Genomic DNA, 15724 nt, shown 5'->3' with positions numbered 1-15724 from the left:
ATTCGCGCCTTGATATATCTGGCCAAACATCATGACCCGACAGAAAAAGACCCGCTCGCTGAAGCGAATTCACAGCGTCAAGACCGGCAGCCGTTCCAAAATGAAACGTGAAGCCAACTTTGACCGCCAGACCGGCAAACGCGTTAAAAACCGCGTGCCATCCGTGTACGAAAAATTCCTGGCAGAAAATCCTGAAGTACGCGATCAGGAAGTTGCCCGTGAAACAGCACGTCAACGCAAGCAAGAAGAAGCTGCAGTCGCAACGCCGGTTAATGCTCCGGAAGAAGTTGCCGCAGTGCGCACCAAAGAGCGCGAAAAAACCCTGCTTGAGCAGCTCGAAACCAAAGACTTTAAAGATATTTACTGATGCCATATTGGGAACAGCAGGCACTGTCTCTCGAATGCCTGCCCCCGGTTGCAGAGCATATCGCCCGCCCTTGGGACAGCGCTGACGAATACGTTTTGCGTCAACTGGATGCACAGAAACCAACCCTCGTTATCAACGACCGCTACGGCGCCCTCGTCTGCTCACTGGCCAGACCAGTGATCTGGCTCGAGAGCGCCTGCGCCCGTCGCGCCACTCTGGCCAACATGGAGCGCAATCATCTGCAGCAGCCACTGCGTTGGGTTTCACACCCGCAAGCGCTGGTGGACGTTACTGCCGAGGACATGCCCCATCAGGTTATCCTGAGAATCCCGAAAAATCTTGACCAGTTACGCTACTGGATTGAGATTTGTCGACAGCACTTACCAGCCGACACCCGTTATTTCCTGGCTGGCATGGCCAAGCATATTCCAGTCAGTTGGCTGAACTGGCTGGAAGCCAATAGCGGCGAATACCGTCAGTACCCAATCGAGCGCAAGGCGCGCCTGATGGAAATCAGTCAGCCGCAAGCCGACAAGCAGTTAATCCTCTGGCAAGGCTACCGTCTGGATGAGCCTGAACAAGAGGTCGAATTAAAAGGCCTGCCAGGTGTATTCAGCCGTAACAGTCAGGATATTGGCTCCCGCTTCCTGCTGGAACAGCATCAGGCATTGCAATTGCCACTGTCAGGCAAGGTCTGCGATCTCGGCTGTGGCAACGGCCTGCTCGGCATCGCTCTGGCCAAACGCTTCGCGGACATCGACCTGACCCTGGCTGACGACTCCTTGCTGGCCGTTGAAAGCGCTGCGGCCAACGCTGAGCGTAATGGCCTGCAGACAACGGTAGTGCATAGCGATCTGCTGGAAGATGTGACAGGTACGTTTGACTTCATCGTCTGCAATCCGCCATTCCACGATGGTCACAAGCAGATGTCCGACATTGCCGAGTTGATGTTCGAGCAGTCCGCCGCCCGCTTGCAGCCACAAGGCGAATTGCTGGTGATCGCCAACCGCCATCTGCCGTACCGTCCGGTACTCAAGCGTTTCTTCCGCAAGGCCGATGTGATTGCCGAGAATCCGAAGTTCATGCTGTATCGCTGCCGCCGACCACTCTGATTCACGAGGAATCCTGAATGAACCTGACCACCGCAGTGGCTCGCAGTGCATTTTGTCTGGCAGTGGCGCGGATCAACCTGCCCCACATCCAGATGGAAAAAGCCGACGGCCTGGATACCGAAGCCTTTGAAAAGCTTCTGAGCAAGCAAACGGCTTTTCTGCGCGGCGAGCTTAAATCACGCGACAATCTTGCGCGCTTCTATGAAGCCTTTGAAGCCTGGCGCGACGCTCGTCCGGAAGATGACAGCCTGGCCTGGCGCATCAGCGAACTGAGCTGTGCGGCACTGTACGCATCGATTGAAAGCCTGTTTGACGAAGAATGTGACGATACGGCACTGATTCTGAACAACATCGGCGACCTCTACGATGAAATGGACGCACTCGGTGCCGATACCAGCGGTCTGCGCGGCTACTGGGCTGACATCTGCCAGGAATTTGAAGCCGAATTCGCCGAAGTCCGCCAGCTGCCGCTGGCCAAGCGCTACTTCCAATGGCTGTCCGAAATGGACGTCAGCCTGTTCGGCGTCAGCAACGACTGACATTCGAACATGGAACTGGTGATTTTTTCACCAGATCCACCCCATCCTGGCTAGAGCACAGATAAAGACCTGATATACTGCGCGCCTTTTAATGCCTTCAACGCACTTTCACCTGTAGCTGATATGAAACCAGAACTCCTTTCCCCGGCCGGTACCCTCAAAAGTATGGAATACGCTTTCGCTTATGGAGCGGATGCCGTTTACGCCGGTCAGCCACGTTATAGCCTGCGTGTTCGCAACAACGAATTCAGCCTGGATAACCTCGCCCAGGGCATCAGTCGTGCTCATGAGCTGGGCAAACAATTCTACGTTGCCAGCAACATTGCGCCGCACAACAGCAAAATCGACACCTACATGCGTGACATTCAGCCGGTTATCGAAATGAAGCCGGACGCGCTGATCATGTCCGACCCGGGCCTGATCATGATGGTAAAAGATCGCTGGCCAGATCAGGTGGTACACCTGTCTGTACAAGCCAACGTGGTGAACTACGCTTCCGTGGAGTTCTGGCGTCGCCAGGGCGTAAGCCGCATCATTCTGTCCCGCGAACTGTCGCTGGATGAAATTGCTGAAATCCGCGAACGCTCTCCGGAAATGGAAATCGAGGTGTTTGTTCACGGCGCACTCTGCATCGCCTACTCTGGCCGTTGCCTACTGTCTGGTTACATGAACCACCGCGATCCGAACCAGGGCACTTGCACAAACGCCTGTCGCTGGAAATACGATGCTCACGAAGCTCAGGAAACTGATTCTGGCGACGTGATTCCGGCCGGCGTTCAGGAGTTCGATCCAAGCCAGCCGCAGTTTAATCCGCACGCGCCAACTCTTGGCGACGGCGACACCACCAACCAGATTTTCCTGTTGCAGGAAGCGACTCGCCCGAACGAGTACATGCCAGCGTTTGAAGACGAACACGGCACCTACATCATGAACTCTCGTGACCTGCGCGCCATCCAGCACATCGAACAGCTGGTGAAACTGGGCGTACACTCACTGAAGATCGAAGGTCGCACCAAGTCCCACTACTACGTTGCCCGTACTGCGCAGGCTTATCGCAAGGCGATTGACGATGCGGTTTCTGGTCGTGGTTTTGACAAGGGCCTGATGGACACTCTGGAAAACATGTCCAACCGTGGTTACACCGAAGGTTTCTTCCGTCGCCACGTTCATGACGAGTACCAGAACTACGAGCGCGGCAATTCCGTCAGCACTCGCCAGCAATTTGTTGGTGAGGCCATGTCGCTGGAAAACGGTCGCCTACGTGTGGACGTTCGCAACCGCTTCCAGGTCGGCGACTCTCTGGAGTTGATGACCCCGACTGGCAATCACACCTTCAAGCTGGACGGCATCGCCGATCGCCACGGCAAAGTGCGTGATGACGCTCCAGGCTCAGGCTTTGTGGTCGACATTGATCTGCCAGGCCATATTCACCTCGACACCGCTGACAAGGTTATGCTGATTCGCAACCTGCCAGACGCCGAGTAATCCTCGTACTGCGGCAGATCAGTCTGCCGCAGTCCTGATTTGAAAAGACCCCATGATTCTTGATCACGTATTGTTTCTCGACGACCAGATTGTGGTGCTGAACAAGCCGAGCGGCCTGCTCAGTGTTCCCGGCCTGCACAACAAGGATTCTGCGTTTGGTCGGCTGTCGGCCGAACTGGGTGAGCTGCACATTGTGCATCGTCTGGATCGCGACACGTCGGGCATCATCGTTTACGCCCGCAACAAGGCCGCGCTGACGTTTATTCAGCAGCAGTTTGAAAAACAGACCACCCGCAAGGTCTATGAAAGCCTCGTAAACGGCGTGGTAAAAGGCAATCTCGGCTGCATCAACATGCCGATTATTGTGGATTGGCCTAATCGCCCGCTGCAAAAGATCAGTCATACCGAGGGCCGTTATGCACTGACGCGCTGGCGCAAACTCGGTGTTGAAAACGGCAATACCCGGGTCGAGCTGTATCCGAAGACCGGTCGATCACACCAGCTGCGTCTGCACATGCAGCAAATTGGCCACCCAATGGTCGGTGATCCGTTCTACAGCAAAGACTATGACGAGCAAAAAACGCCGATCATGTGTCTGCACGCGCGCGAACTGGACTTCACCCATCCAACCAGTGGTGAGCGACTCGCCTTCGTGTGCAAGCCGCCTTTCTGATCAGTCTCTGATCATCTGGATTGTGTGCGGCCGAGCCATACCAGCAAGGCCGCAAACAGCATCAAGCCCGGCACTACAATCGCCACGGCAATAGCACCGAACAGGTCTGGCGCTTTCATCAGGGTGCTCATCAGCGACTCTTGATAATAAAAAAACCACTGATGATTCTCTGGAAAAATCCAGACATGAAACTGGTAGAACACCGCTTTTGGGCCAACGATCAGCACAATCGTTCCCAGCACTAAAACCAGCCCTATCAGCAAAGCCGCTTGCAGCCCCAGTCGCGGGCGAGAAGACCGCCGTAGCCACAACAAACCTGCAACAGCGACGACCGACGCCACCAGAACGACATTGCGCATCAGATCGATCAGATTGGCGACATCCTGCAGGTGTTCAATCTCAGGCATGCGTAACAACCCTTGTCCATTCCCCTTCCATACAAACTGAATGTCAGCGAGCCCCGCACCACCGTTATGCACGGCCGTGCAGATATCGGCAAATAAGCGAACATGCTCTGAGACGGGCAGCGTCTCCAGACCATGAATAAACCGATTCTGGCGTCCAAAGCGTTTGATGTGCTCACCGATATCCAGCCAGTCGTACCACAGTGGATACGCGTAATCGAACTGCGCCAACACCAGCCATGACCAACCCAGACAGGCAATTAATGCCATTAACAGCACCAGGAACCAGCCATACTGCTGCTGCCAGACCTTATTCAGCACAATCACATTCCCTCAGAAAATGGCTGATCGCCACGACCAGCTCTGGCAAGCTGCCGGGATCCATATGGCAGTGGTGATGCCCGACAAGGGAAACCAATTCGCCGCGAGGCAGACAAGCCATGCGTTGCTGTATAATCTCTTCCGGAAGAATTCCTTTAGATGCCCGAACAACCAGCACCGGCAAGTCCGCTCCCGCCAGAAAACCGGCCAGCATATCCTCGGTAAAACGAATCCTCGAATGATTGCGCAATCGCGGATCAGTGCGCCAATGCCAACGGCCTGCCCTATGCTCGAGATTGCGCGCGACCATCGCTTGCAATTGTTCTGCTGTCAGCCACGGGGTTGCTCGTCGGCGTAGTTCAATCGCCTCTTGCAGCTCACGAAAACCCGGCGAGGCACGCCCTGTTGGTTCCAGCATGGCTCGGCGAAACAGCTCCACAGCGCTTTGCTGGGTTCCGGTCGCAGGGCCAAGCGCATCAATACAAACCAGTGAGCGCATCAGCTCCGGACAGCTGCCAGCCACCAATAAGGCTGCAGCCGCCCCCATGGAGTGACCCATCACGTGAATGGGCCGACCAAAGAAGGTCAACAGGTCGACCAGAACCTCAGACCAGGTCCAGAATGGATAAGAGACACCCGCAGGCAAATGTGGAGCAAGGCCATGACCGGGGAGATCAACCGCAATAAAACGGAAGTGAGGGAATTGCTCAACCAGACGCGGCGCAAGCTGTTCAAAACTGAGTGAGTTGTCGAGCCAGCCATGAATGGCTAACACCGGTTGGGCGGATGGCTGCCCCCAGCTTAATGCTGGCAACATGCCGTAACGACTGGGTAATTCCAGAGTTTGCATCAAAATACTCCCCTCCTGGTCTGGAGGGTCGCATTATGGCAAGAAGCCCGTCAGCTTTACACAGCTGACTACCGATCAGATATTTTCGAGAGCAGGATACCAGACAGCGGACACCGACATACACGCCGGTCCTGCGACATCCCCGGATAGCACCCAGCACTCCGCTGGAGACCATGGTTGATCAAATACCTGCCCATCAACAAGCAAAGCCGCAAGATGACCAACCAGTGGCAAGTGCGACACAATAATCAGATCGCGCTCAGCTTCGCCAAAACTTTCCACGAGCGCATTGACGTCTGCATCTGGTGTAAGCGCGGCAGACTCCAACAAGCACAATGGTAATGAGTGATGAATGGCTTCAGCTGTCTGCTTAGCCCGAAAATAGGGACTGACCAGTATAACGGGGTCATTCCATTCCTGCGTTGCCAACCAGCGCCCCGCAGCCTGAGCCTGAACCACGCCTTTTTCGGTCAGTGGACGATGCGCGTCATCCAGACTGCCAATAACGGCGGCACCATGCCGAACAATACAGATTTTCACTCAGATCTAACCTCTTTTGCAGGGGCGCCCTGCTGTTTTGGCCAGTCACTGAATGGGTAAGGTTTTTCATCGGTACAGCCGGTCAGATAATGTACCACCTGACGGTAGTATTCACCCAACGCATGGCAAAAGCCGTTCAGCCTGTCATGGCCACGGCCACTCAACAGCTGATAAACCCATTGAACCAGAGTCAGTAACAGCAACATCAGATCAAGGACGCGAACAACGATCACGAAGATAACGGTATAAATGGTCCGCAGCCAAAAGCGATCTGACGTCAGATTGGACTTGAATTCAGAATCTCGCATGTTTACTCCTCAGATTTCATGTTTAGGTAACGCAAAGTCCACATCGGACGCATGTTCACCTTTCATCAGACCCTGAGCAACGGCGCGCGGATCGGCCCCCCGAAACAGAACTTCGTAGGCACCCATCACCAGCGGCATATAGATACCGGATTCCGCAGCCTTTGCCCTGACATAACGCAAGGTATTAACACCTTCAGCAACCTCCCCCAGTTCATTAACGGCTTCATCGAGGGTTTTGCCGGCTCCAATAGCGTAACCAACACGAAAGTTACGGCTCAGTGGTGACATGCAAGTCACTACCAGATCACCGACTCCCGACAACCCCAAAAAGGTCAGCGGGTTAGCACCCATAGCTACCGCAAACCGGCTCATCTCAGCCAGCGAACGGGTAATGATCATACTTTTGGTGTTTTCACCCATGCCCAGCGCGGCAACAAAGCCGGACACGATGGCATAGATATTTTTCAGCGCGCCGCCCAGCTCAACGCCGTAGAGGTCGTTGGAGGCGTACACACGGAAATAGGCACAGCTGAGCGATTCCTGAACATCACGACGTAACTCACTATTTTCACTTGCAATCACTGTTGCAGCGAGCTCTTTCTTGGCAATTTCCTTGGCCAGGTTAGGGCCGCTCAGAACACCAATCGGGTTATTCGGAAATATTTCCCGTATAACCTCACTCATCAGATGAAAACCATCCGGCTCAATGCCCTTGGTGGTGCTGACCAGAGCCTGACGTTCCGTGATAAACGGCGCAAATGCGGTTACCACCTCCCGCACGGACTTGCTTGGCACCGATACAAAGATCACATCAGCATCGGTCACTGCCTCTTCGAGGTCATTGGTGGCACGCAATGCTGGATTGAGGGCGATACCCGGCAGGTATTGAGGGTTCAGATGTTGCTGGTTAATGGCGTCCGCAATATCAGGATTACGTAACCATTGAATAGCCTGAATATTGTTATCGGCCAGAATGTTGGCGATAACAGTACCAAAGCTACCCCCTCCGATGACAGTTGCAGTCCGGATTCCCACGTTGCCCCTCCAGGCGATCAGATTTGCGGAGAAAGATCAGAAGCGCCCGCACTCGAGCGTTTCGACCAGTTCGCTGAACTTGCTTTTGTTGGCGTCATTAAGACTCATCAGAACCTTGTGAGCGGCGATCACTTCGAGGCGAGCACGCTCTTCATCCATCGAGTCAACAACCCAGTCCTGAAACTCGGTCTCGTTGCTGAATGGCTCTTCAAGGATATGGAACACAGCGTCAAAGCCCATACTCATCAGGATACGAGTAATACTGGCGCTGGGTGAATAAACGGTTGGAACAATCCGGAAGCGATCCTTACAAAGTATAGAGATCTTCGCAAGCTGACCTAGCGTTGTGCTGTCAATGCCTTCTGCTTCAGAGAGGTCAATCAGGACATTATCAAACTCAGCCTTACCCAGCACATCACGAATATAGCTATCGAATGCCATACAAAGGTTAAGACGCACGTCACCTATCAACCGAATAATCTGGACGCCATCCTGGCGAGCCACCTGAATATGGCCAGCCATCATAAACTACCTCGACCAATTACCATCATTGCAATGTCATCCGGCACTTCCGGACGTTGTTCCAGCCCGAGACTTTCACGGAAGACATCAAGATTACCGGCGGAATCTGCGACCTGCTGCAGGAGCTGCGCTTCGCGCCCAGGTAGATTGTCCGCTTCAAGAATTTCAAGAACGCCATCAGAGAACAGCATAAGACGAAAATCCTCTGGTAGCTGAACAGTATAGGTTGGATATTCTGCCTCCGGGAACAACCCGACTGGACGCCCCCGCCCCTCCAGAAACCGCACGCCATCACTCGTCAACAATGCTGGCATCGGCAAATGCCCGCCAACGCTGTACTGCATACTGTTATCGCTCGTATCAATAATGCAGTAAATCATGGTCAGGAACTTGTCGAGCCCCGTCGCCAGAACCTCGGCATTGACCCGCTGCAAGACCTGGGCAGGATGCAACAAGTCATCACTGGAGCCGCGACGGAAGTTACGGCGCAGACGATAGGTCAGGTTTTTCAGCAGCACGGTGACAAACGCAGAGGACGCACCGTGTCCGGAAACGTCGGCGATATAAAACACCAATCGGTGCTCACCGAGTTCAAAATAATCCAGGAAATCGCCGCTCAGCAGCAAGGAAGGAATAATACGGTGTTCACATTCGATGCCCTTGAAGCCCAGCGGCTCAGGTAACATCCGAATCTGCACCTGGCGACCCGCAAGCTGATCCGATCGCAGCTCATCAAGGCCGCGTTTCAGCTCAAGATTGGTCTTTTCCAGGTATTCACGATAGGAGTTGTTTTCAGCTTCAAGACGGGCACGCTCTATGGCCCGGCGCAGAGCATGATGCAGGACTTCCAGGTCGAGAATTGGCTTGATCAGAAAATCATCCGCCCCAAGGCGCAGTGCACGCACAACGTCGTCCATTACACCGGCACCGGATACCACGATTACGGGCAAACCTGGCTCGCGCTCCTTCACCTGCTCAAGCCATTCGATACCACTGGTACCCGGCATACGCAGATCGCAGATCACTGCATCGATATGGTTGTTTTCCAGCTCAGGCCAGGCAGCATCGGCGCTCGGCGCAGTCAGAACCCGGTAGTCATAATCCACCAGGAACGCAGCCAGACTGTCACGTACGCTTGGGTCGTCGTCAATGACCAGCACAGTAGCGGCCATTCGCATCTCCTAAGACAAATCGGGTTGCTCCGGAATTTCACGGTTTACAGCCCAGACAATGGTGCGAACACTAACGCCATCCGCCTTGCCTTGCAATCCCTGACATCCGGGCGAAACAGTATAGCTGCTTCTATACTGATAGCAGAGCGGGCAAATGCGCCTGTTCTGCTTGCTGCAAACATTGGAGGCAAACATGAACTGGCGACAGCATTTCACCGAAAAGCGCGATCACGTACGAATCAAGGTCGACACCACGGCGGTTCTGACCATGGGCATCAAGGAACTGCCCATGAAATGTCTGGATATCAGCGCCAGCGGCGCAAAATTGCAATACAAGGGTGTCAGCGGTCTGGTGACGGGTGATCTGGGATTTATCGAAATCAACAGCGCCGGCGGCACCACTGCCCCTTTGACGGCCAGTGTCAGGATTTGCCGAATTCAGCCGATGGGCGATTTTGAAGAAATTGGCGTGGAACTGACCAACGTCCGCTAGGACGCTGGCCAGAGTTTCCAAAGCGACAGACCGGCAAAACCAGCCACTTACTTGAAGTAGGCGTTATCGGTCTGAGTATGGTCAGTAACGTCGCGAACGCTTTTGACTTCCGGGATCTTGGCGATCAGGCTGGCTTCAACGCCATCCTTCAGAGTCATATCAACTGCGCTGCAACCCTGACAGCCACCGCCAAACTTCAGAATGGCTGCGCCTTCTTCAGGCAGAAACTCAACCAGACTTACTTCACCACCATGTGATGCCAGACCTGGATTCACTTCGGTGTAAAGCAGGTAGTTGATGCGCTCTTCTACCGGGCTGTCAGAGGTCACTTTTGGCATCTTGGCGTTTGGCGCCTTGATGGTCAGCTGGCCGCCCATACGATCCTTGGCGAAATCGATAATGGCTTCTTCCAGATACGGAATGCTCATGGCTTCAACGTATACGGTCAGTTTTTCCATCTGCTGAAGCTTGTCGGACTCATTGACCTCCTCAGGACGGCAATAAGCGAGGCAGGTCTCGGCGTACTTGGTGCCTGGCTGGGTGATGAATACCCGAACAGCCATACCGGCAATGTTCTGTTTGGACAACAGTTCTGCCAGATAACTTTCCGCATCTGGCGTGATATTGATGTACTCGCTCATGAATCAATCCTCGAAAACTGGTGGCCATTGTAACGAAACCATGGGGCTATGAGAAATACCCAAGCAAAATAGTTGGATAAGACAAGCTGATTCTCCTCTGATACAATCCTGCGCCATTTTTCCGATGAATTGCGAACACTTGTTATGAGCCAGTCCACCAATACCCTCGTCAACCAGCGTCAGCAACGCATTACAGCACTGCATGACAATCTCAAGCAGCGCATCCATATCCTCGACGGCGGTATGGGAACCCTGATCCAGTCTCACAAACTGGAAGAACAGGACTACCGCGGCGAACGTTTTGCCAACTTCCACCGTGAAGTGAAAGGCAACAACGACCTGCTGGTGCTGACCCAGCCTGACATCATTGCGGGCATTCACCGCCAGTACCTCGAAGCCGGTGCCGACATCATTGAAACAAACAGTTTCAACAGCACCCGCGTTTCCCAGGCCGACTACGAGATGGAACATCTGGTGGTTGAACTGAACCGCGAGGCCGCCGCACTGGCTCGTCGTGTGTGTGACGAGATCGAACAGAAAACCGGCATTCCACGCTACGTAGCAGGTGTACTCGGCCCTACCAGCAAGACTTTGTCGATTTCTCCGGATGTTAACGACCCAGGTTTCCGTGCCATCACCTTCGACAAGCTGGTGGAAGAATACACCGAAGCCACTGAAGCTCTGATGGATGGCGGCGCCGACATCATTCTGATCGAAACCATCTTCGACACCCTCAACGCCAAGGCGGCTATTTATGCTGTGCAAGGCGTTTTTGAGGCGCGCGGCGAAGAACTGCCGATCATGATTTCCGGCACCATCACTGACGCCTCCGGCCGCACCCTGTCCGGCCAGACTGCCGAAGCCTTCTACAATTCCATCGCTCACGCCCGTCCGTTGTCGATTGGTCTGAACTGCGCGCTGGGTGCCGAAGAGCTGCGCCCACACGTTGAAGAACTGTCGAACAAGGCCAACTGCTTTGTTTCCGCACACCCGAACGCTGGCCTGCCAAACGAATTCGGTGAATACGACCAGACGGCGGCAGAAATGGCCGTCATCGTTGAAGAGTTTGCTGCCAGTGGTTTCCTGAATATTGTCGGCGGCTGCTGTGGTACAACTCCGGCCCACATTCGTGCCGTAGCCGAAGCCGTCAGCAAACACGCCCCACGCGTGATTCCGGAAATCAAACCGGCCTGTCGCCTGTCCGGTCTGGAGCCATTCAACTTTGACGAAACCAGCCTGTTCGTAAACGTCGGCGAACGTGCCAACGTTACCGGTTCAGCCATTTTCAAACGCCTGATCGTTGAAGAGAACTACGACAAGGCGCTGCAGGTTGCCCGTGAACAGGTTGAAAACGGCGCCCAGATCATCGACATCAACATGGACGAGGGCATGCTCGACTCCAAAGGTGCGATGGTACGCTTCCTGAACCTGATCGCCTCCGAGCCGGATATCGCCCGTGTGCCAATCATGGTCGACTCTTCCAAGTGGGACATCATCGAAGCCGGCCTGAAATGTATTCAGGGCAAGGCAGTGGTGAACTCCATCTCCCTGAAAGAAGGCAAGGAAGAGTTTGTTGCCAAGGCCAAATCCTGCATGCGTTTTGGCGCTGCGGTGGTGGTGATGGCCTTCGACGAAGCGGGTCAAGCCGACACCGAAGCCCGCAAGAACGAAATCTGCGAAAAGTCCTACCGCATTCTGGTTGACGAAGTCGGCTTCCCGCCGGAAGACATCATCTTCGACCCGAACATCTTTGCGGTAGCAACCGGTATTGAAGAACACAACAACTACGCGGTGGACTTCATCAACAGCTGTGAATTCATCACCAGCAAGTTGCCATATGCCAAGATTTCCGGCGGTGTTTCCAACGTGTCCTTCTCGTTCCGTGGTAACAACCCGGTGCGCGAAGCCATCCACTCCGTATTCCTCTACCACGCCATTAAAAACGGCATGAGCATGGGTATCGTCAACGCCGGTCAGCTGGCGGTATACGACGACCTGCCAGCCGAGCTGCGCGAGCTGGTAGAAGACGTAATCCTCAACCGTCGCGCCGATGCCACCGACCGCCTGCTGGCAGTTGCAGACAACTACCGCGGCGATGGCTCTACCGCCGAAAAAGAAAGCGAAGAATGGCGTTCCCTGCCAGTGGCCGAGCGTCTGACTCATGCACTGGTAAAAGGTATCAACGCCCACGTTGAGCAGGACACCGAAGAAGCTCGCCAGATGTTCGCGCGCCCGATCGAAGTGATCGAAGGCCCGCTGATGGACGGCATGAACGTCGTTGGTGACCTGTTCGGCTCTGGCAAGATGTTCCTGCCACAAGTCGTAAAAAGCGCCCGTGTAATGAAGCAGGCAGTTGCTTACCTGTTGCCATTTATCGAAGCCGAAAAAGACGGCAAGTCCGAGTCACAGGGCAAGATCCTGATGGCCACCGTAAAAGGTGACGTTCATGACATCGGCAAAAACATCGTTGGCGTGGTACTGCAGTGCAACAACTTCGAGGTAATTGACCTCGGCGTAATGGTGCCTGCGGAAAAGATCCTGAAAGTGGCGAAAGAAGAGAACGTCGACATCATTGGCCTGTCCGGCCTGATTACGCCATCTCTGGACGAAATGGTGCACGTTGCCAAGGAAATGCAGCGTCTGGATTTCCATCTGCCACTGATGATTGGTGGTGCGACCACATCCAAGGCGCACACTGCGGTGAAGATCGAACCTCAGTACCAGAACGACATCGCCGTATACGTAGCGGATGCTTCCCGTGCGGTGGGCGTGGCCCAGAAACTGGTAACACCAGAAGCCAAAGCCGAGTTTATTGCTGAGCGTCGTGCCGAATACGTGACCGTACGTGAACGTAACGCCAACCGCCGCTCCCGCGCCCTGCTCAGCTACCAGGATGCCATCAAAAACGCTTACAGCTGCGACTGGGACAAATACCAGCCAGCCGTACCGGTCCAAACCGGTGTGCAGGTGTTTGATCATTACGACGTTGCCGAGCTGGCCGAATACATCGACTGGACACCGTTCTTTATGTCATGGGAGCTGGCGGGCAAATTCCCGGCCATCCTGACCGACGAGGTGGTTGGTGAAGCGGCAACAGCATTGTTTGCAGACGCCAAGGTCATGCTGCAACGCATCATCGACGAGAAGCTGTTCCGCGCCCGCGCCGTAATCGGCCTGTGGCCAGCTGCCCGTCGTGGTGCGGATGACGTTGTGGTGTTCGATGCCAACCAGCCTGATCAGGAGCTGGCCGTGCTGCACCACCTGCGCCAGCAAACCGCCAAACCGGACGAGCAGCCGAACTACTCTCTGGCCGACTTCATCATGCCGGAAGCCAACCGTACTGCCGACAAGCAGGACTACGTGGGCGCATTTGTGGTAACCGCCGGTATCGAAGCGGAAACCCTGGCGCATGCCTACGACAAGGCCAACGACGACTACAACAGCATTCTGATGAAAGCACTGGCAGACCGCCTGGCCGAAGCCTTCGCCGAACGTCTGCACGAACGTGTTCGTAAAGAGTTCTGGGGCTACGCCGCCGATGAAACGCTGGATAACGAATCCCTGATTCGTGAGAAGTATCGCGGCATTCGTCCGGCGCCAGGTTACCCGGCCTGTCCGGATCACACCGAAAAAGAAACCCTGTTCCGCTTGCTGGATGCAGAGGCCAACACCGGTGTCAGCCTGACCGAAAGCTTCGCCATGACTCCGGCTGCGTCCGTCAGCGGCTGGTACTTCGCTCATCCGGACTCCAGGTACTTTGGCCTCGGCAAGATCGAAAAGGATCAGGTCGAAGACATCGCCAAACGTAAGGACATGGAACTGCGCATCATGGAACGCTGGCTGTCGCCAAACCTGGGGTACGACGCCTGATACATGACAACCACTTTCCTGGCAGCGCTGCTACGCATTGAGCCGCAGCGCCTGCAACGCATCCTCGGGATCGGTATACCGATCATTGGGGGCATGCTGTCGCAGAGCCTGATCAATCTGGTCGACGCCGCCATGGTCGGTCGCCTGGGTGACACCGCCCTGGCAGCCGTCGGCATTGGCGGTTACGCCTCGTTTGTGATGGTTTCCATGATTATGGGATTGTCTGCCGGTGTTCAGGCGCTGGTGGCCCGCCGCCACGGTGCTGGCGACCATCAACGAGTGCACGAACCACTCATGGCAGGACTGCTATTGGCGGTTCTGCTCTCAATCCCCCTATCCGCCCTCTTTATATGGCTCGCTCCCTGGATGTTTGGTTATCTGACCTCCAATCCGGAAGTGGCTGCCATCGCAGTTCCCTATTTTCAGTGGCGTGCCGCCGCTACTATCGCGGTTGCCATGAACTTCGTTTTCCGCGGTTTCTGGAGTGGTATTGGCGAAACCCGTCGTTACCTGCACACCCTGCTCTTCATGCACAGCATCAATATCATCGTCAGTTATGTGCTGGTATTTGGCGTTGGTGACTGGGAAGGTATTGGTGCTGTCGGCTCTGGTATTGGCACCGCTCTGGCGCTGGTATTTGGCACAGCGCTCTACAGCTGGCTGACATTCACCTGGCAACGCCAACGCCTGGGCCTGATCCGTATGCCCACACGAGCCACACTCCTTCAACTCGGTCGTCTGGCCTGGCCAAACTGCGCCCAGCAAACCCTGTTTGCACTGGGTATCAGCGTGATGTTCTGGATCATCGGCCAGATCGGCACTGCCGAGCAGGCTATCGCTCACATCCTGATCAGCCTGCAGCTGATGCTGATTTTACCGGCCGTCGGAATGGGCATTGCCGCTACCAGCCTGGTCAGCCACGCACTGGGTGCGGGCAATTGTGAAGACGCTTATCGCTGGGGCTGGGAAGTGGTTCGGGTGGCCATGTTTTCACTGGCCATTCTGGGCTTGCCATTATGGCTGGCTCCCGACCTGATCCTGAACCTGTTCACGCACGAGCAGCAGCTGATTCAGCTTGGAACCGCACCCTTACGACTGACCGGACTGGTAATCGTGCTGGAAGTGACGGCCATGGTCCTTACACAGGCCCTGCTTGGCGCAGGCGCCAGCCGCAAGGTCATGCGCATCAATCTGGCGATGCAGTGGGGCATGCTGCTACCACTGGCGTATCTGACTGGCCCGGTGCTGGGCTTTGGACTGTTCGGCATCTGGTTATTGCAAGGCATGCAACGCATCAGCCTGTCGATCATTTACAGTGTTATCTGGCGCCAGCGCCACTGGTCACAACTGGTTTTGTAATTTTTATTATTACTCGCCGCTCGGTTTGCAACC

At 54.9% G+C, this 15724-nt stretch carries 16 protein-coding genes; 8 read left to right on the top strand and 8 right to left on the bottom strand.

Annotated features, from left to right (window positions below):
- Window positions 1–31: 31 nt before the first annotated feature.
- From OUO13_RS09640 to OUO13_RS09620, 5 genes are all read left to right on the top strand, one after another.
- Window positions 32–367 (top strand): hypothetical protein, encoded by a 336-nt coding sequence (locus OUO13_RS09640; RefSeq protein WP_283173667.1) that lies wholly within the window; start codon window positions 32–34, stop codon window positions 365–367.
- Window positions 367–1479 carry a class I SAM-dependent methyltransferase gene (locus OUO13_RS09635; RefSeq protein WP_283173666.1) on the top strand — a complete coding sequence of 371 codons (1113 nt, stop codon included), beginning with the start codon at window positions 367–369 and terminating at the stop codon, window positions 1477–1479. Before OUO13_RS09640 ends, OUO13_RS09635 begins: the two co-directional genes overlap by 1 nt.
- A gap of 17 nt (window positions 1480–1496) precedes the next feature.
- Window positions 1497–2018, top strand: coding sequence for a hypothetical protein (locus tag OUO13_RS09630; protein ID WP_283173665.1), 522 nt, complete (start codon window positions 1497–1499; stop codon window positions 2016–2018).
- A 123-nt stretch (window positions 2019–2141) separates the two neighbouring features.
- Window positions 2142–3503 carry a prephenate-dependent tRNA uridine(34) hydroxylase TrhP gene (trhP, locus tag OUO13_RS09625; protein ID WP_283173664.1) on the top strand — a complete coding sequence of 454 codons (1362 nt, stop codon included), beginning with the start codon at window positions 2142–2144 and terminating at the stop codon, window positions 3501–3503.
- Between the two features lie 52 nt (window positions 3504–3555).
- On the top strand, window positions 3556–4176 hold the full coding sequence (locus tag OUO13_RS09620; protein WP_283173663.1) for an RluA family pseudouridine synthase: 621 nt from the start codon (window positions 3556–3558) through the stop codon (window positions 4174–4176).
- A gap of 11 nt (window positions 4177–4187) precedes the next feature.
- Here the strand turns inward: OUO13_RS09620 and OUO13_RS09615 are convergent, their stop codons facing one another.
- The 7 genes from OUO13_RS09615 to OUO13_RS09585 all read right to left on the bottom strand — a co-directional run bounded on the left by OUO13_RS09615 (window position 4188) and on the right by OUO13_RS09585 (window position 9328).
- On the bottom strand, window positions 4188–4850 hold the full coding sequence (locus tag OUO13_RS09615; protein ID WP_283173662.1) for a lipoprotein intramolecular transacylase Lit: 663 nt from the start codon (window positions 4848–4850) through the stop codon (window positions 4188–4190).
- A 40-nt stretch (window positions 4851–4890) separates the two neighbouring features.
- Window positions 4891–5751 carry an alpha/beta fold hydrolase gene (locus OUO13_RS09610; protein WP_283173661.1) on the bottom strand — a complete coding sequence of 287 codons (861 nt, stop codon included), beginning with the start codon at window positions 5749–5751 and terminating at the stop codon, window positions 4891–4893.
- Window positions 5752–5826: 75 nt separating this feature from the next.
- The gene (gene sixA, locus OUO13_RS09605) at window positions 5827–6291 is read right to left on the bottom strand and encodes a phosphohistidine phosphatase SixA (RefSeq protein ID WP_283173660.1); all 465 of its coding nucleotides are present in this window, start codon (window positions 6289–6291) and stop codon (window positions 5827–5829) included.
- On the bottom strand, window positions 6288–6599 hold the full coding sequence (locus tag OUO13_RS09600; protein ID WP_283173659.1) for a DUF4389 domain-containing protein: 312 nt from the start codon (window positions 6597–6599) through the stop codon (window positions 6288–6290). The genes sixA and OUO13_RS09600 overlap by 4 nt, the downstream gene beginning before the upstream one ends.
- A gap of 9 nt (window positions 6600–6608) precedes the next feature.
- Window positions 6609–7634: an NAD(P)H-dependent glycerol-3-phosphate dehydrogenase gene (locus OUO13_RS09595; RefSeq protein ID WP_283173658.1), complete on the bottom strand. Its 1026-nt coding sequence runs from the start codon at window positions 7632–7634 to the stop codon at window positions 6609–6611.
- Window positions 7635–7670: 36 nt separating this feature from the next.
- Window positions 7671–8156 (bottom strand): STAS domain-containing protein, encoded by a 486-nt coding sequence (locus OUO13_RS09590; RefSeq protein ID WP_283173657.1) that lies wholly within the window; start codon window positions 8154–8156, stop codon window positions 7671–7673.
- A complete protein-coding gene (locus OUO13_RS09585; protein WP_283173656.1) occupies window positions 8156–9328 on the bottom strand; it encodes a PP2C family protein-serine/threonine phosphatase in 1173 nt (390 codons plus the stop codon). The genes OUO13_RS09590 and OUO13_RS09585 overlap by 1 nt, the downstream gene beginning before the upstream one ends.
- Window positions 9329–9521: 193 nt before the next feature.
- On the opposite strand from OUO13_RS09585, the gene OUO13_RS09580 reads away from it, so the two are divergent.
- A complete protein-coding gene (locus OUO13_RS09580; RefSeq protein WP_283173655.1) occupies window positions 9522–9821 on the top strand; it encodes a PilZ domain-containing protein in 300 nt (99 codons plus the stop codon).
- A 47-nt stretch (window positions 9822–9868) separates the two neighbouring features.
- Here the strand turns inward: OUO13_RS09580 and nfuA are convergent, their stop codons facing one another.
- Window positions 9869–10462 carry a Fe-S biogenesis protein NfuA gene (nfuA, locus tag OUO13_RS09575; protein ID WP_283173654.1) on the bottom strand — a complete coding sequence of 198 codons (594 nt, stop codon included), beginning with the start codon at window positions 10460–10462 and terminating at the stop codon, window positions 9869–9871.
- Between the two features lie 144 nt (window positions 10463–10606).
- Between nfuA and metH the strand changes: the two genes are divergently transcribed.
- Window positions 10607–14332, top strand: coding sequence for a methionine synthase (metH, locus tag OUO13_RS09570; protein ID WP_283173653.1), 3726 nt, complete (start codon window positions 10607–10609; stop codon window positions 14330–14332).
- Window positions 14333–14335: 3 nt separating this feature from the next.
- A complete protein-coding gene (locus tag OUO13_RS09565; RefSeq protein ID WP_283173652.1) occupies window positions 14336–15691 on the top strand; it encodes an MATE family efflux transporter in 1356 nt (451 codons plus the stop codon).
- Window positions 15692–15724: the final 33 nt, after the last annotated feature.

The sequence above is a fragment of the Parathalassolituus penaei genome (genome assembly GCF_026626885.1).
In the GTDB taxonomy this organism is placed as follows: Bacteria; Pseudomonadota; Gammaproteobacteria; order Pseudomonadales; family Oceanobacteraceae; genus Oceanobacter; species Oceanobacter penaei.
The sequence above is the reverse complement of the archived record's forward strand: the minus strand, read 5'-3'. Positions and strand labels throughout refer to the sequence as shown.

Bases quoted from the DNA above. Each gene is read 5' to 3' on its own strand.
- OUO13_RS09640 (WP_283173667.1), top strand. From the start codon at position 32: ATGACCCGACAGAAAAAGACCCGCTCGCTGAAGCGAATTCACAGCGTC.
- OUO13_RS09635 (WP_283173666.1), top strand. From the start codon at position 367: ATGCCATATTGGGAACAGCAGGCACTGTCTCTCGAATGCCTGCCCCCG.
- OUO13_RS09630 (WP_283173665.1), top strand. From the start codon at position 1,497: ATGAACCTGACCACCGCAGTGGCTCGCAGTGCATTTTGTCTGGCAGTG.
- trhP (WP_283173664.1), top strand. From the start codon at position 2,142: ATGAAACCAGAACTCCTTTCCCCGGCCGGTACCCTCAAAAGTATGGAA.
- OUO13_RS09620 (WP_283173663.1), top strand. From the start codon at position 3,556: ATGATTCTTGATCACGTATTGTTTCTCGACGACCAGATTGTGGTGCTG.
- OUO13_RS09615 (WP_283173662.1), bottom strand. From the start codon at position 4,850: ATGGCATTAATTGCCTGTCTGGGTTGGTCATGGCTGGTGTTGGCGCAG.
- OUO13_RS09610 (WP_283173661.1), bottom strand. From the start codon at position 5,751: ATGCAAACTCTGGAATTACCCAGTCGTTACGGCATGTTGCCAGCATTA.
- OUO13_RS09600 (WP_283173659.1), bottom strand. From the start codon at position 6,599: ATGCGAGATTCTGAATTCAAGTCCAATCTGACGTCAGATCGCTTTTGG.
- OUO13_RS09590 (WP_283173657.1), bottom strand. From the start codon at position 8,156: ATGGCTGGCCATATTCAGGTGGCTCGCCAGGATGGCGTCCAGATTATT.
- OUO13_RS09585 (WP_283173656.1), bottom strand. From the start codon at position 9,328: ATGGCCGCTACTGTGCTGGTCATTGACGACGACCCAAGCGTACGTGAC.
- OUO13_RS09580 (WP_283173655.1), top strand. From the start codon at position 9,522: ATGAACTGGCGACAGCATTTCACCGAAAAGCGCGATCACGTACGAATC.
- nfuA (WP_283173654.1), bottom strand. From the start codon at position 10,462: ATGAGCGAGTACATCAATATCACGCCAGATGCGGAAAGTTATCTGGCA.
- metH (WP_283173653.1), top strand. From the start codon at position 10,607: ATGAGCCAGTCCACCAATACCCTCGTCAACCAGCGTCAGCAACGCATT.
- OUO13_RS09565 (WP_283173652.1), top strand. From the start codon at position 14,336: ATGACAACCACTTTCCTGGCAGCGCTGCTACGCATTGAGCCGCAGCGC.